Annotated in this window: 13 protein-coding genes; 3 read left to right on the forward strand and 10 right to left on the reverse strand. The window is 63.2% G+C overall.

What is annotated here, in order from left to right:
• Window positions 1–31: 31 nt before the first annotated feature.
• From B0G57_RS05255 to B0G57_RS05265, 3 genes are all read right to left on the reverse strand, one after another.
• On the reverse strand, window positions 32–2,269 hold the full coding sequence (locus B0G57_RS05255; protein WP_020566033.1) for an NHL repeat-containing protein: 2,238 nt from the start codon (window positions 2,267–2,269) through the stop codon (window positions 32–34).
• A gap of 258 nt (window positions 2,270–2,527) precedes the next feature.
• Window positions 2,528–3,106, reverse strand: coding sequence for an NnrU family protein (locus B0G57_RS05260; protein WP_026229421.1), 579 nt, complete (start codon window positions 3,104–3,106; stop codon window positions 2,528–2,530).
• A 168-nt stretch (window positions 3,107–3,274) separates the two neighbouring features.
• Complete coding sequence (locus tag B0G57_RS05265) at window positions 3,275–4,732, reverse strand: M20 family metallopeptidase (RefSeq protein WP_018439337.1); 1,458 nt, start codon at window positions 4,730–4,732, stop codon at window positions 3,275–3,277.
• Between the two features lie 127 nt (window positions 4,733–4,859).
• On the opposite strand from B0G57_RS05265, the gene B0G57_RS05270 reads away from it, so the two are divergent.
• Window positions 4,860–5,159: a superinfection immunity protein gene (locus B0G57_RS05270; protein ID WP_026229420.1), complete on the forward strand. Its 300-nt coding sequence runs from the start codon at window positions 4,860–4,862 to the stop codon at window positions 5,157–5,159.
• 85 nt (window positions 5,160–5,244) lie between these two features.
• Here the strand turns inward: B0G57_RS05270 and B0G57_RS05275 are convergent, their stop codons facing one another.
• Together B0G57_RS05275 and B0G57_RS05280 are read right to left on the reverse strand one after the other, a co-directional pair.
• Window positions 5,245–5,517 (reverse strand): YodC family protein, encoded by a 273-nt coding sequence (locus B0G57_RS05275; RefSeq protein WP_018439335.1) that lies wholly within the window; start codon window positions 5,515–5,517, stop codon window positions 5,245–5,247.
• Between the two features lie 604 nt (window positions 5,518–6,121).
• Window positions 6,122–7,774, reverse strand: coding sequence for an ATP-binding domain-containing protein (locus B0G57_RS05280; protein ID WP_018439334.1), 1,653 nt, complete (start codon window positions 7,772–7,774; stop codon window positions 6,122–6,124).
• A gap of 125 nt (window positions 7,775–7,899) precedes the next feature.
• Between B0G57_RS05280 and B0G57_RS05285 the strand changes: the two genes are divergently transcribed.
• Window positions 7,900–8,526: a glutathione S-transferase family protein gene (locus B0G57_RS05285; protein WP_026229418.1), complete on the forward strand. Its 627-nt coding sequence runs from the start codon at window positions 7,900–7,902 to the stop codon at window positions 8,524–8,526.
• 15 nt (window positions 8,527–8,541) lie between these two features.
• Here B0G57_RS05285 and B0G57_RS05290 read toward each other — a convergent pair whose 3' ends face one another.
• Together B0G57_RS05290 and B0G57_RS05295 are read right to left on the reverse strand one after the other, a co-directional pair.
• Window positions 8,542–10,140 carry a PAS domain-containing hybrid sensor histidine kinase/response regulator gene (locus tag B0G57_RS05290; RefSeq protein ID WP_018439332.1) on the reverse strand — a complete coding sequence of 533 codons (1,599 nt, stop codon included), beginning with the start codon at window positions 10,138–10,140 and terminating at the stop codon, window positions 8,542–8,544.
• A gap of 369 nt (window positions 10,141–10,509) precedes the next feature.
• Window positions 10,510–10,989: a response regulator gene (locus tag B0G57_RS05295; RefSeq protein ID WP_399275717.1), complete on the reverse strand. Its 480-nt coding sequence runs from the start codon at window positions 10,987–10,989 to the stop codon at window positions 10,510–10,512.
• Window positions 10,990–11,199: 210 nt separating this feature from the next.
• Here B0G57_RS05295 and B0G57_RS05300 point away from each other — a divergent pair, with 210 nt between their 5' ends.
• Complete coding sequence (locus B0G57_RS05300) at window positions 11,200–11,793, forward strand: hypothetical protein (RefSeq protein WP_223258548.1); 594 nt, start codon at window positions 11,200–11,202, stop codon at window positions 11,791–11,793.
• A gap of 63 nt (window positions 11,794–11,856) precedes the next feature.
• Here B0G57_RS05300 and B0G57_RS05305 read toward each other — a convergent pair whose 3' ends face one another.
• The 3 genes from B0G57_RS05305 to B0G57_RS05315 form a co-directional block, all read right to left on the reverse strand.
• Window positions 11,857–12,267, reverse strand: a complete 411-nt coding sequence (locus B0G57_RS05305) for an Hsp20/alpha crystallin family protein (RefSeq protein WP_018439329.1) — start codon at window positions 12,265–12,267, stop codon at window positions 11,857–11,859.
• A 16-nt stretch (window positions 12,268–12,283) separates the two neighbouring features.
• A complete protein-coding gene (locus B0G57_RS05310) occupies window positions 12,284–12,724 on the reverse strand; it encodes an Hsp20/alpha crystallin family protein (RefSeq protein ID WP_026229416.1) in 441 nt (146 codons plus the stop codon).
• A gap of 182 nt (window positions 12,725–12,906) precedes the next feature.
• On the reverse strand, window positions 12,907–13,740 hold the full coding sequence (locus B0G57_RS05315) for an IclR family transcriptional regulator domain-containing protein (RefSeq protein WP_102606748.1): 834 nt from the start codon (window positions 13,738–13,740) through the stop codon (window positions 12,907–12,909).
• Window positions 13,741–13,945 lie beyond the last annotated feature (205 nt).

Here is a 13,945-nt window from a genome sequence, read left to right on the forward strand (position 1 = left end):
CGCGAGGACGTCGACGCATCACGTCATCGTGTCACGGCGTCCAGCGATACATGAGGACCTTGGCCCGCGCATCTTCCTCGGCAAGCACGACATACTGGCCGTTCGGCAGGACCGCGGCGCTGATCGCCATCTCCGCGTCGATCCAGCCACTCGTGCCGCCGACCGTCGATTGCGGCGCCAGCGCCCCAACTTGCAGGCCCGTGCGCGCGTCGAAGACATCGAGTCGCGCCGTGGTGCTCTCGGCAACGAATAGATAGTTTCCGGCCGTCGCGAGCGAGACGGGGATCAGCGCCGGATTTTGCGTCGGGCCGTAGACGAGCGGGATCACGTACTGAAGCCTTGGCGCACCGGAGCTCCAGTTGTCGTAGCGCGCAACGACGCGGCCGATCGATTTCCAGTTCGACGCCTCGTACGATGCCGTGTTCGTAAAGCCCGAAATATACATGGTGTCCGTCGATGCCACGTAGACGATCCGAGCGATCCGCGTGAACGGTTGCGGCATCGCGAACGTCTTCGCCGAGCTGTACTGATAGATGGGATTGCCGAATGAATCGACGCCCTGCAGCGGCATCTCGCGAATTCCGCTGCCGCCCGTCGCGAGCCAGATGTTGGCCGCGTCGTCGACCCACCAGTAACCGTTGTACACGCTGTTGCCCGTTGCGCCGTTCGACTGGATTTCGCTCGGCGCGAGCCGGCCATCGCCGTTCGTGTCGCGCCACATCCACTCGCCGTAGGCAGGTTGGCCGGCGGGCCAGTTGCCGGGAATCGGATTTTGCGAGAGCAGACCAGAAGGAATCGCGACCTCACCATCCGTAGTCGGCGAGAAGCGATAGATGCTCAGGTAGTGTGCGTACATATCCTGCGTGAACAGGTACCGCGCGCCATTGATCCGGCGCACGAGCGGCTCCCCTCGTACGCCCCGCGTGAGATGAAGCGCCGGATCGTCGCCGTAGCGAAAGCGGTTCATGGTGAAGCCTTTGTAGCTCCATTCCTGGCCCGGACCGGCCGCGTAGTTCAACGTGAAATGCTTCGAGCCGCTGAAGACGTCGCTTGGCGATGCCGGATCGAGCGCCGCCCCGTCGACGAACAGCAATCCGTGCAGCCGCCAATTGAGCGCCTTCGACCACCAGTTGTAACTCTCGAGCACCGTGCCCTGTCCCGTCGACAACGAGCCGAAATCGCGCGGGCCCGCGCTGTTTTGCGCGACATAGAGATTGCCGCCGCCGTCGAAGCCGATGCCCGTCATGCCGTTGAAGCGCCAGTCACCCGGCACGCCGGGCCTCGGCGCGAAGATCCCGCCCTGCGCGCCGATTCCGGTGATGGGCTGCACGAGCCCTGATGCCGTCTTGCCGAAAACTAGGATCTGCTGCGAAGGACCGCCGTCGACGATGAGCAGTTGACCGGACGGGGCGATGGCGAGATCGACGGGCACCGCATTGCTCGGCAGCGTGATCGTGCCCGGCAGGACGGCGCCCTTCGCCGAGTAATGCGCGACGGTACGGCCGGACGCCGACTGCAAACCTTGAATGACCCAGAGCGAGCCGTCGGTATCGATCGCGATGCGCCCCGGCGACGGAACGCCCCAGGAGCTGACGGGCGCCATCGTGTTCGCATCGAAGACCTGAATCCGGTTCGCATAGGTGTTCGCGACGTAAAGGGCCGTGCTCGTAGCGGCGAGCCCGCGAATGGAGGCGTCGGTTCCGTCGGGAACGACATCGAGAACGAGGAAACTCGCCGCCGTCGGGTTGCCCTGGTTGCCGACGCCGCCTTTGAACGGCGCACCTTGCGTGATATTGACGAGCGGGCGGCGGGTGATCCCATACCACGTCGAGCCGTTGGACGGATATCCGCTGCCGACGAGCTTGCCTCCTTCATTGCCGATCGACATGCCGGCGTACAAATAGCTGCCGTTCACGGCGATCGCGTCGCCCCCCGCATTGCCCCACCCGTGCGTCTGGCCGGCGTAGCCGACCTTCGTGCCGCCCTTGTACGCGCCGATCTCGCTGCCGCTTTCGTCCCAGGGGGCATTGGTGTAGACGGTGCCGTCCTGGCCGACCGCCAGCGCTTCGACGTCGAGCTGCACCCATTTTCCGTCGCCGAAGCCGAACGTGTTGCCGATCCATGACGTCGTGTAGTTCAGCGACGCCTGCGCAAACGCCGATGCGTGCAACAGCGCCGAACTCGCGATCGCGAACGCGAACGTCCGTCGCGCGAAACGGACAAAAGCTTCCCCGCGCCGCAGGGGCTTGTGGCGAACACCTTCACTCATCGGACTTCCCTCGGAACCGGCGCCCAGCGACATACTAGTTAGGACTACCGAACGTTTTTGACATGTGCCCGGGCTTCTCGCCCGTGTCGTTCGGCTAGTATTGCCGGTCCGCGGTTATGCGGAAATCAGCGGTGCGCGCGATTTCGCGTCGGTTTTCTCGGTGGTCGGTAGGAATTGACTGACACCGAATCGAATGGCTCGTCTTTGCCGATTTCATGCGGCACTACGCTCGGTCACGCGCCATCGGCGTGCGAAGCGTCAGCCGAACGGCTTAACCCCGATGAGCCAGCCGTGAAGAAGGAATGCGAAGATGGCCCAGGCGACGAGGCCGCCAACGACGGCTTTGAGGTCCCCCGCCGTCGTGCCGGCCGGATAGGCGACCCCCGCGCGGCTGTCGCGGCCACGCCAGATCAGGAATCCCGCGGCGGCCCAGACGAAGAATGCGCCGAACAGAACGACGGCGTTGATCGTGCCGTTTGCGAGGAGGTGACCGATCGCCCATATCGCGACGCCCGCGTACATCGGGTGGCCGACCGCGCGCTTGATGTGATTGCCGGGAACATACGCCGCCGCGATGAGGATGAATGCGATGGCCACGAGAAGCGCCGTCAGATGACGCGCGCCGACCGGCGGAGCCCATAGGAGGACGGGCGAGCGCCGCGCGATTCCGTAGCCCCAGACGATGAGCACGAAACCGATCAGAGAGACGAGCGAATAGAGACCTTTCCAACGCTGCTCGCCGAGACGCGCGAACTGCGCGGCGCGCCACGGCTCGGCGACGAGGCGCACCGAATGCACGCCGAGAAACGCGATCAAACCGAGAATCAGCACCGCCATGTCGAGCTCCTTTGGCATTGTCGTTATCCGTCGAGGCGAACGGGCGAGCAAAAGGTAGCCTATGCCGATCCTTCAGGCAAGTTGACCGTGAGCCGCCGCGCTTGGTTACACCGGCTCACGTCAGGGTGTGCGGCGCACCGCGCGCCGGTAGGCGGCCGCCTCGAGGATTTAAGGCGCCGCGGCGATGACTTCGGCCATCGCGGCCGTCAGCTTCCTTGCATAAGGCACGTGCAGGAACTCGTTCGGGCCATGCGCATTCGACTTGGGGCCGAGCACTCCGCAAACGACGAATTGCGACTTCGGGAAACCGGCTTGCAGGATGTTCATGAGCGGGATCGTGCCGCCTTGGCCGATGAACGCGCACGGCGCGCCGAAATGCGTCTGCGACGCGCGCTGCAGCGCCTCGCCGAGCCACGGCGCGAGCTCAGGTGCGTTCCAGCCGTTCGCGGCACTCGATTCGGGCTTGAACGTGACTTTCGCGTTATAGGGGGGATCGAGCTCGAGCAGCGTCTTCAGCTCGGCCACGGCGCGCGCCGCGTCGATGAGCGGCGGCAATCGCAGCGACAGCTTGAACGCCGTGCGCGGGCGCAGCACGTTGCCCGCGCTCGCGAGCGGCGGCAGGCCCTGCGCGCCCGTTACGGCCAGCGACGGGCGCCAGGTCGAGTTCAGAAGCGCCTCGCGTGGATTGGCCGTAACAGGAAGCACGGGCTTGCCGTCCTGGCCGCAGGCCCACGGCGCCGGCTTCCAGACCTCGTCGCCAAGAATGCCGGCGGTGGCCTCCGCTTCGCGCGAGCGGTTCGCGGGAATCTCGCAGTGAAACGCGCCCGGCAGTAGATTTCCGGTGGCTGCGTCTTCGAGCCGATCGAAGAGCTGCCGCATGACGCGAAAACTCGAGGGCACGATGCCCCCGTACGATCCCGAATGCACGCCTTCCTCGAGCACTTCGACTTCGAGCGATCCGGCCGCGAGCCCGCGCAGCGACGTGGTGAGCCAAAGCTGATCGTAATTGCCGGCGCCGGAGTCCAGACATACGACGAGGCCGACGTTGCCGAGCCTGTCGCGCAGCGCGTCCACGTACGGAAGCAGATCGTAGCTGCCCGACTCCTCGCAAGTTTCGATGAGTCCGACGCAGCGGGGACGCTCGATACCCTGCGCGTCGAGCGCCGCGAGCGCGCACAGGCTCGCGTAGATCGCGTATCCGTCGTCCGCCCCGCCTCGGCCGTAAAGCCTGCCGTCTTCATACTTGGGAAGCCACGGGCCGAGATCGCTGCGCCAGCCCTCGAATTCGGGCTGCTTGTCGAGATGGCCATACAGGACGATCGAATCGGTGCTGCCGGCACGCGTGGCCGGCGTTTCGAAGAAAATCACGGGCGTGCGGCCCGGCAGTCTGACGATCTCGAGCTTCAGACCGCGCACACGCTGCGCCTCCGCCCAACGCGCCGCATCGGCGACCACACGCTCGAGATACCCATGCTTTGCCCAGTCGGCGTCGAAGGCGGGACTTTTCGCGGGTATCGCAATGTAATCGGTTAAGGCCGGAACGATCTCGTCATTCCATTTGCGATCGACGAATTCGCGGAGCGCGTCGTGATCGAGCGGCTTTTGTGCCGTGTCGGCTGCGGTCATGGCGGGGGCCCTCTGGCTCAAAGCGCTCATGATAGAGCCTCGGGCGGCCTGGTGCAGACATTAGCGAACAACCCAGGAACGCGCGACAATGGTCTCCGGACCCTGGAGCGTCTTCATGTTGGATGGAATGCTGGATGACATAGCGGTGCAGGTCGTGGAGGTCGTGCTGGCGCTCGCGCTCTACTTCCTGCCGGCGATCATCGCCGACCGCCGCAAGCGCCACGACCTGCTGCTCATCGCACTCTTCACCGCGTGCGTCGGCTGGACCGGAATCGGCTGGCTCATCGCCATGCGCTGGGCCTTTTTGCCGAATCCGCCCGTGGATTTGGCAAGCGACGTCGTCCGCAAGCGTCGAGTGCTAAGCATGCGGGCGTTTTCGCAAGCGCTCACTGATCGCATCGCACGAAGAGCCGATCGGCGCGGTTAGCCGCTCGGCGCCTGCCCCTTGGTCAGGAAGTGCGCAACCCCGCGCTCGACCGCGACGGTCTGCCGCGGTTCTCGGTTAACTATTACTAAGTGCGCGACGCGCGCGGGCCCGATTGCGGTGAGAACCGGCGCACACGCACGAGGCCCGGGGAGATCGAACGAGGCTCGCGGGCGACTGCATCCCGCATGAACTTCTCTTGTCGCAGCTCGCCGTGCTCGTCGAACCATTGGCACAACAACCAATCGCCGCCTTCGTCGGCTCCCGCATACGTCACCGTCATGCGAGCTCCCCCCGTTTTCAGCGTGACGACATCGCCTGCGCAAAATTGTTCCTGCCTGTCCATCGTATCCGTCAGCATGTGCGCCCCGTCAATAGCAACCCAGTCGATTTCTCACCGCCGCGTATGTGCGCCGGCGAACCGAAAAACGAATTGCGAAACGTCTCGTAATGGCCTTCACGAGAATTAGCGAAGGCAGGTAGAGACTAACAATAGAATAATTATTCCACAAGCAGTTTCAGGGAAAACGATGCCCCGCGTTTGCCATGAGACGCGCTGCGTCAAATATGCGGCGCAATCTAACAAGTACAGCCTGGGAGGCTCACGAGCCGGCCCTCAAAATAAGGGACTGAAAATCACGCGAACGAAATAATAGTACTTTATGAATGCTGATATGCAGGTAATCGGATAATCGCCGATCGCTTTCATTTGCGCGATCCAATACTCCTCCGGACCGTGGGGAAATTATGGATTCGAGCGAACGGTTCACATTTGCTTTGACGTAGATCAAATGATCGGCCAAGCCGCCTTTCATTGATGAACGCGTAGTTCATTCATGGGAATCGCCGATCGCGCCGCCGAAATTACGCGTTGTTTTTACCTTTGAGCCGCTGACGAACCCGTCTTCAACGGCAGGAATTGCCGGTGCCAGCCCCGGCAATTCGCCAGACCAGGCGCACCGGGGTCAGTCGTCCGGGCGTAGTCGCCGCATCGCCCGCCGTGAAGCCACGACGATCAATTTCATCGTCGCCCGCGTCGCGCCGACGAAAAGCTTGCGCGCCGCCCGCTCGTCGAACTCCTCGAAATCGACCTCGGTCAGGATCACGCAGGGCGCCGATTGGCCCTTGAAGCGGTAGATCGACTCGAGCACCACGTCGCCCTCGCGATATTGAGGACTGCCAAACAAGTCGTATTTGCCGGTGAAGCTTTTGAGCCGGTGCGGGCCGAGCTGTTCGAGGGCCGTCAGCACCGAGCCTTCCCGGCCTCGAAACGAGAGCACGGCGATATCCTGCTTGCGAAAACCGAACGAAAGCGCCTGCGTGATCGCGCGCTTGGTCGCTTCGACGACGGCGTCGTCGGCGTTCTCGTCGAACGGACTGAATGCGATCTCGGAGCCGCCGAAGGGGCTACCGGCGGCGAGATCGGCAGCATGGGGCACCGCTGCGCCAACTTTCTCGCGCACGAAGTCGAGAATGTCGCGCGGGCTGCGGTAATTCGTCGTCTCGGTGAGCACCGTCCAGCCCGGCAAGGCGAGCGGCTCGCGCATATAAAGATTTTGCAGCGGATCTTCGAGCCACCACCATGCGCCGTCGGGCCGCACGAGCCGGGCGAGCGCCTCGACCCACGGCTCCTGGAAATCCTGGCCCTCGTCGACGATGAGGACGTCGAAACGCCAGTTGTCGCTGATCGGAGCGTCGGCAAACGCCCTTTCGAGCCGCGCGAATACGTCGGTCGTCTGGAAATCCGGTAACCACCCGGCGTCGCGCGCAACCGCGTCGCAGAGCTGGTGATAGTTCGCGACTTTTGCGCCGGCCGGAGCGACGCGCGCGATGTGATCGGCCAGCGGGCGATTGAAACAGACGTAGAGCGCGCGCTTGCCGCTCGCGGCCGCGTCTTTCATGACCTGCACGGCCAGCTGCGTCTTGCCTGAGCCCGCGGTTCCGATCACGCGCAAGCGGAACGGCGTGAACGCGAGGCGTCTCGCCCATGTCGCGAGCCCGCCCGACAACCGTGTGACGATCGTGCCCGCCTGGCCCACGAGCGCGCTGGCGTCGGGCGTAAGCGCAAGCTCGTCGGCCAGATAGTGATGGACCTTCGGTGCGCAGGGCAGCCGGGGCTCGTCGGCGGGCAGCGCCTCGAGAATAACGGCGACGAGCCGATCCTTGCGCGTGAAATCGACGATTCTCTCGGGGGCGACACCGGCAATGGCGGCGTCTTTGACAATGTAATCGGGGCAGAAGAGCAGCGCCTCGATACCGTAGGTGCCCGCGCCGAATGCGGCCGTGAAGCGGCGATGCATGCGCTCGACCGTGCGGGCAAGCTCGATGGAAACGTTGCGCTCGGTTTGAAGGTAGACCTTCACGAGCCCTTTAGCCGTTTCGCGCAGGAAGCCGGCCTTTTGCTCGATGAGCATGACGCGGCCCGCCGGGCTCACGACGACGAAATCGGCTTCGCCGAAAACCGAGAAGCTTCCGCTAAGACGCGTCCAATGCACGCCGTGGTAGACCGTGTAGCCTGCCGGCAACGCGGCTTCGAGCAGCGCCAGCGTTTCGCGCTCGCGTTCGGCCGCGCCTGTCGCGGCCAGATTTTTCCAATCGTCGGGGATGAGGCGGGCCATGACGGTCGAGGTTCCTCGCGGTAAGTTTCTTGCGGATGCCGCGTATTTTACTAATCGTGTCGCGCGAACCGCGTATCATGGCCGGCTCGTCGTGACGACGCGGTTTTTCTTGGAGGATGCTGAAGATGCTGAAGATTTGGGGACGGGCAAACTCGGTCAACGTGCAAAAGGTGCTCTGGTGTTGCGACGAACTGGGCCTTCCGTTCGAGCGCATCGACGCCGGCATGCAATTCGGCCGCGTGAACGATCCCGAGTACCTGGAGCTCAATCCGAACGGGCAGATCCCGACGCTCGTCGACGGCACGTTCGTGCTGTGGGAATCGAACTCGATCCTGCGCTACCTGGCGATGCAATATGGCGCGTCGAGCACGCTTTACCCGGCCGAGCCGAAAATTCGCGCGAGTGTCGACCGTTGGCTCGACTGGTCCCTATCGACCTTGCAACCCGCCGAACGCCCGGTCTTCATCAGCCTCGTGCGAACCGCGCCCGACCAACGCGACGCGGCCGCGCTCGACGCCAATCTGCAAACGCTGATCAAGCGCTGGAAGCTGCTCGACGGTCATTTGCAAGGCCGCTTTCACCTGGAAAGCGAGAAGTTCACGATCGCGGACATCGTGCTCGGCGCGTTTGCGAAGCGCTGGTTCGGGCTCGAAGGGATCGAGCGGCCGCGGATGCCGAACCTCGAGCGCTGGTATCAGCGGCTCGCTCAACGCGCGCCGTTCAAGAAGCATATCGACCACCCGTTGACCTGAGCCTCTCGTCGGCGGTTATCGTCCGGTGCGCCGCTCCGTGGCGCGTTCGACCAGTGCGTCGATGAGCGGCAATTGCACGGGTTTCGTCAGATGCACATCGAAGCCGCGCGATAGCGAACGCTCGATATCGCTCTCCTGCCCGAAACCCGTCATCGCGGCGAACAGCGAGCCGCGCAACGCCGATACCTGCTTCAACCGCTGCAAAACGGTGAAACCGTCCGCCCCGGGCATCGCGATATCGATGAGCGCGACGTCGATATCGTTGGTCTTGCCCGCCAGCGCGAGCGCCTGCGCCCCGCTATAAGCGACGTGAACGCGATGCCCCTTCATGCGCAGCAGCATCGCCATGCTGTCGGCGGAATCCACGTTGTCGTCGACGATCAATATCGCAAGCGTTTCACCGCGACCGCTCTCGCTCGCCCCCGCCTGCCCGAGTCCATCGTGACCGTTGTTGGCAGCCAAAGATGCCGCGAGCAGCGGCAGCCGCACCGTGAAAGTCGCACCGCGCCCGACCCCGCCGCTCGTGGCGGAAACCGAGCCGCCATGCATTTCGATGAGCCAACGGGTGAGCGTCAGGCCGATGCCGAGCCCGCTTTCCCTTCGTTCGAGCCGCGTGTCGGCCTGCACGAACAGATCGAAGATGGAATCGATGGCGGCTGGGTCGATCCCGCAACCGTCGTCGGTGACGCGCATGACCGCGAAAACACGGTTTTCCTGCGCGATCTCGACGCTGATATGGCCGCCCTGCTCGGAAAACTTCGAAGCGTTGCTCAAGAGACTCTGTGCAACCTGCACCAGACGAGCCATGTCGCCATTCACGATGACGCCGGCATCGGGCCCCTTCACTTCCACAATCTGCTGACGCAACACGAGGTGCGGGCGGATCATCTCCATCCCGCGTGACACGACGTCGCGCAAATCGACCGGGGCCAGGCGCAACGCAACCTTCCCCGTCGTGATTCTGCCGGCGTCGAGCAAGTCGTCGACAAGACGGGTCAGGTGCGAAATCTGGCGATCGATCACGTCCCGGCATTGTCTGAGCGTCGGACTCAGGAGCGGCTCGAGCATCATCACGCTCAGTGCGTTGCTGACCGGAGCGAGCGGATTGCGAAGCTCGTGCGCGAGCGTCGCGAGAAACTCGTTCATGTGCTGGCTCGCGGCCTCGAGATCGCGCAAGCGCTTGCGCTCCGTCATGTCGCGCGTCACTTTCGCGAAGCCGCATAGCTTCCGTTCGCCGTCTTCTTCTGTGCGGTAGACGGCCGCGATGACCACGTTCGCCCAGAACATCCTGCCGTCTTTGCGCACGCGCCAACCCTCGTCCTCGACGCGGCCGACGCTCGCCGCGGTGACGAGCTCCGATTCACACTTGCCCCTTGCGACGTCCTCGGGAGGATAAAAGATCGAAAAGTGCCGGCCGATGATTTCCTCGGCCGTGTAGCCCTTGATCTTCCGCGCGCCGCTATTCCAGCTCACGATGTTGCCGCTGGTATCCAGCATGAAGATCGCGTAGTCCTGGACGGATTCGACCAGGATCCGGAAGCGTTCCTCGGGCGGGGCTTGTGCCGGTTCGGGCGGGACCGGCTGAACGTCCCAGGCGGAGGAGTCCGGATGCATAGACGACGCGTTGACTTGTTGGAAGGAGACGGCGTCGAAGCGACTGCCGCAATAGGTGCAACCTGAAAGCACGATATGTGCCGAAGCACTGGCGGTCGCGTGGCCCTCGCCGGTCGCCGCGCGGCAACGTCGCGCGGGGCAATGTCGTTATGCGCTTGGCATCGCTCGGCAACGCATCGTGACCTCGCCGCACACGCGTTGCGCGCGGCGCGGGCCTTCATTGGCAACGTGTGCGGAACGCCAGTTTTAACCGGAAAGATTTGCAAAAACTACTCTCGGCCGGGCGGGCGGACTCCTGCCCAGCGCGCTCGGCCGACGAACATTCGATCGAAGGCTCGATCGCCGGCTTCCTTGCCGCCCTGCCGCGGTTCAACTCGCGGCACGCTCGGCGACGGCTTCGGCGATGAGCGCAATCAGACGATCGGGCTCGGCCGGCTTCGTCATGAAATGCTGAAAACCCTCGCCGATACTGCGTAGCCGATAGGCTTCGTCGGTGTGGCCCGTAATCGCGACGGAAACCGCCGGCGAGCGGTTGTGGCGAATTTCATCGTCGCGCAACCGCTGGATCAGATAAAAGCCATCCATCGCCGGCAAATCGAGGTCGCAGACCACTGCGTCGGGAGTCATGCTCAATACGGCTTCGACACCTTCCTCGGCATCGTGGGCCGCGACGACGCGCGCCCCTTCCGCTTCGAACATCTCCGTCAACGATTCTCTGCTGGAGGGATCGTCATCGACGACGACGATCGTCATCTGCTCCAGCCTCTGTACTCCATTCATATGAATTCTTTGACACCGCCCATGCGGGATTCTTGAGCTTCGGACTTCGCTCGAGCCTTCGAGTTGCATGTTGTCCGCGCCATAGCCTAACGGCAGCGGACACACGCGAGCGAAACTGTAGCTCGTTACACAACTCGCCTCTCACTCGAGTCGCGGCGGACGATACCACGTACCGGCGTCGCGACGATGAATGACGTTGCCGGCAGTGTTGGCTTTCACACGCAATGGCAAAAACGACCGGCAGCGCGACGTCAACTGCATGACAACGGAGAAGAATCAGTGCCCGAAGACGATCCCTTTCAGTGGGATGCCGCGAAGCAGCTCCTCGGGGATACAATCGCCGCGCATGTCGGAGTCTCGGCTTCCAACAAGGAGCATGAAATGGGCAAGCTCGGTGCGGGATTGGCAGGTGGCTTGACGCTCAACGTGGCGATGCTTCTCACGTTTCGCCTGCTCGGATTCGGATGGACGGGCGGGGGCGTTTTGCTTGCCTCGCCGTTGCAAAGCGGCAAATTTATCGCTGTCTGGACGCAACTTGAGCCGCTGCCCAAAATCGTCGCGGCACCCGCCCCGATGCTGATCGGGCTCCTATTGTTCGGATGCGTTCACGCCGCGATCTACGATTGGCTCGCGCCCCATTGGCCGACGGGGGTAACCGCAAGAGCGATTCGTTTCGCCGGCCTCAATTTCGTGCTCGCCTACGTGTTCTTCGAATTCTTCGCGCCGTTCAATCTGTTCGGCGAGCCGCTCGTTCTCGTCGCGCTCGAACTGATTTTCTGGTTGATCGTCGCCACGGCCGAGGCCTTCGTCATCGCGTCGATCGCGGAGCGCGCAAGGCGACACAGCGTGCCTGGCCTGCAAACGCCTGCTTAAGGCACCGTTGGCACCGCTACGTTCGCCCCCCGGCGAACGGGGGGCGTTGCCCTTGTCGATTCCTCAGCTCGTTTTGACTTCGATGCGCCGCGGCTGCGCTTCTTCACGACGCGGGATCGTCAGCTTCAGCACACCGTCGCGCAACTCCGCCTCGACCTTCGACGTATCGAGGTCGGGACTCAGCGTGAACGTGCGCGCGAAACGCGGCTCCCGCATCTCGACATGCTGCACGCGCAGCGCGGCCGGCATCGACACGACAGCCTCCGCTTCGATCGAGAGCCTGCCGTCGTGCACATTGATTTCGAGCTTGTCTTTACTCACGCCCGGCAAATCGGCCCACAGCGTAATGCCTTGCTTGTTCTCATAGACGTCGACGGCAGGCGTAACCTTGACCGGGCGCACGGCCTCGCCGTCGCGACGCGAGACCGCCTGCTGCTGGTCGTCCCGCTGAGCCAATTGGTTCGTATCGCTCATGATCAGCCTCTTTCGATTAGTGAATTTCCACGACGCGCGGCTTCGACGACTCGCGCTTGCCGACGCTGATCATCAGGCAGCCGTTTTCGTAACGGGCCTCGACCTTGTCGGGATCGGCGGACTGCGGCAACTCGATGACGCGGCGGAACTTGCCCGCGAAGCGCTCCTGCGCGTAAATCCGCGTTTCGTCGCCCGGCCCGGGCAGCAAGGAATCGCGCTCGCCGCTGATCGTCAGCAGCCCCTTGTCGATCGACACTTCGATCTTCGACGGATCGAGGCCCGGCGCGAATGCGACGATTTCCACCGAATCGTCGGTCGAACCGATGTTCACGTTCGGAAAAGCGGAAAGCTGCATCGCCCGGATGCTGGATGGGAAACCGCCGAACAAGCTCGCCATCTGCCGCTGCAAACGGTCGAATTCGCCGAAAAGGTCAGTTCCGAAAAAGAGATCGCTCATGGTCATTTCCTCCTGGCGCCAAAGTAAGGCGAAAGGGCGACGCGCTCCCATCCGCCCGCCGGAGCACCGGCAAACAAATCGAAACACGAGGCAGCAACGATCGTGCGTCACTGCCTGAGCGAAACAGCAGATAAGAACCAAGCGGCAAATTTCAAGACCCGCGATGCACGCGCGGACGCTTCTCAGGTCAACAGCAACCCAAGCTCGCGCGCACCGTCCTTCAAGACGGGCAGGAAGCGACTCAGCATTTCGGCGACCGAGACCCGGGCCGCTTGCGCGCCGACATTCAACGCGGCCACGACGCGGCCGTCCGGCGCCTCGATCGGCACCGCTATTGATCGCAGGCCGATCTCGAGTTCCTGATCGTTGACGGCGTAGCCGTCGCGGCGCACCGATTCGAGGGCTTCCCGCAGGCCTTCGCGTGAAACGATCGTATTCGTCGTGTGCTGGATCAGCTTGGCGCGTTCGAGGTAGGCATCGAGGTCCGCGCCCGGCAGATGAGAAAGCAGCACGCGTCCCATCGACGTGCAATACGCCGGCAAGCGGCTGCCGACGTGCAGGTCGATCGTCATGATCCGCGACGTGAACGCTCGCGCAATATAAAGAATCTCGTCGCCATCGAGGATCGCTACCGAGCTCGATTCGTTCAATGTGTTGCTGATATGGCGCAACACGGGCTGGGCGGCGTTCGCGAGAGGCGTCGACGCGAGGTAGGCATGACCCAGCGCGAGGATGCGCGGACGCAGAGAAAAATTGCGGCCGTCTTCGGCACTGACGAAGCCGAGCTTGCCGAGCGTATGCAGGCAGCGCCTGACGGCGGCGCGCGGAATGCCGGTGCGTTGGCTGATTTGCGAAATCGTCAGCACACGGCGCTGCGGCGAAAACGCCTGAATCACCGAGAGTCCGCGCGCAAGCGAAGTCATGAAGTCGGGATCGGACTCGCTCGGTGCGTCGATGGGGGTGTCGGGTACGGGCGGCGCTGTCGCGGCGTCGGGCGGATGAAGCGGCTCGTTCATAGTGATTTTCCACAGGTAGCTCGTGAGCATTTTAATCGGTTTGTTCGGTAATCGAACAATCGCCCTGGATTGGTGCTTTCTTTGCATTGACCGCGCTGCCGGGCCGTTTCCGCCATTGTTCGATAACCGAACAGTCTTTCGATAATCGCCCTTGACCGTCGCCGTCGCTCGCCCTTACATTGAGCAGCATCACGACAGCGACCCT

It is taken from the genome of Trinickia symbiotica (assembly GCF_002934455.1).
GTDB classification, from domain to species: Bacteria; Pseudomonadota; Gammaproteobacteria; order Burkholderiales; family Burkholderiaceae; genus Trinickia; species Trinickia symbiotica.

Excerpts from the sequence above, each read along its gene's own strand:
- B0G57_RS05275 (WP_018439335.1), bottom strand. The coding sequence starts at position 5,517 with ATGCTGACGGATACGATGGACAGGCAGGAACAATTTTGCGCAGGCGAT.
- B0G57_RS05260 (WP_026229421.1), bottom strand. The coding sequence starts at position 3,106 with ATGGCGGTGCTGATTCTCGGTTTGATCGCGTTTCTCGGCGTGCATTCG.
- B0G57_RS05270 (WP_026229420.1), top strand. The coding sequence starts at position 4,860 with ATGCTGGATGACATAGCGGTGCAGGTCGTGGAGGTCGTGCTGGCGCTC.
- B0G57_RS05295 (WP_399275717.1), bottom strand. The coding sequence starts at position 10,989 with ATGCAACTCGAAGGCTCGAGCGAAGTCCGAAGCTCAAGAATCCCGCAT.
- B0G57_RS05280 (WP_018439334.1), bottom strand. The coding sequence starts at position 7,774 with ATGGCCCGCCTCATCCCCGACGATTGGAAAAATCTGGCCGCGACAGGC.
- B0G57_RS05265 (WP_018439337.1), bottom strand. The coding sequence starts at position 4,732 with ATGACCGCAGCCGACACGGCACAAAAGCCGCTCGATCACGACGCGCTC.
- B0G57_RS05305 (WP_018439329.1), bottom strand. The coding sequence starts at position 12,267 with ATGAGCGATACGAACCAATTGGCTCAGCGGGACGACCAGCAGCAGGCG.
- B0G57_RS05290 (WP_018439332.1), bottom strand. The coding sequence starts at position 10,140 with ATGCATCCGGACTCCTCCGCCTGGGACGTTCAGCCGGTCCCGCCCGAA.
- B0G57_RS05315 (WP_102606748.1), bottom strand. The coding sequence starts at position 13,740 with ATGAACGAGCCGCTTCATCCGCCCGACGCCGCGACAGCGCCGCCCGTA.
- B0G57_RS05255 (WP_020566033.1), bottom strand. The coding sequence starts at position 2,269 with ATGAGTGAAGGTGTTCGCCACAAGCCCCTGCGGCGCGGGGAAGCTTTT.
- B0G57_RS05310 (WP_026229416.1), bottom strand. The coding sequence starts at position 12,724 with ATGAGCGATCTCTTTTTCGGAACTGACCTTTTCGGCGAATTCGACCGT.
- B0G57_RS05285 (WP_026229418.1), top strand. The coding sequence starts at position 7,900 with ATGCTGAAGATTTGGGGACGGGCAAACTCGGTCAACGTGCAAAAGGTG.